Raw genomic sequence first — 501 nt, 5'->3', positions numbered from 1 at the left:
CAGCCCGGCCCAGCCTTGGGTGCGACCGGCCCAGCCATGCTGCAGGCTGTTGTCGAACAGCTGGTCCAGCACCTCATGCAAGGCACGCGGAAAGCCCTGCCAGGCCAGCCGCTCGGGCAGGCCCGAGATGTCGAGGCGGAAGTCTGGGCCTGGCAGGCGGGCCTGCCAGGCCTGGGCCCATTGGCGCAGTTGCGCGGCCAGGTCCAGCTGTTGCGGCGCTTCCTGATGCTGGCTGATGGCCAGGGCCTTGAAACGCTCGACCAACTGGCCGGCACGGGCCAGGTTGCGGTCCACCAGCTCGCTGCCTTCTTGCAAGCGGTTCAGGGCCTGGTCGAGCTCGCTGCGGCGCAGCTGGCCGAGCTGGGTCTGGGCGCGCAAGTCCTGGCACTGGTCCTGCATGGTGCTGGCGGCCATGCGGGCATTGCCCAGCGGCGTGTTCATCTCGTGCGCCACGCCCACCACCATGCGCGAGAGGGCCAGCTGCTTCTCCTGCCGCATCAG

Annotated in this window: 1 protein-coding gene; it reads right to left on the bottom strand. The window is 69.7% G+C overall.

Annotated elements, in window-relative coordinates; all coding sequences use genetic code 11:
• The coding region (locus AC1Q6P_RS24025) for a histidine kinase dimerization/phospho-acceptor domain-containing protein (RefSeq protein ID WP_492666279.1) at positions 1–501 on the bottom strand (501 nt) is incomplete at both ends.

Source organism: Roseateles sp. GW835-FHT13E02 (genome assembly GCF_058794035.1).
This window is presented reverse-complemented; position numbering and strand designations above follow the sequence as displayed.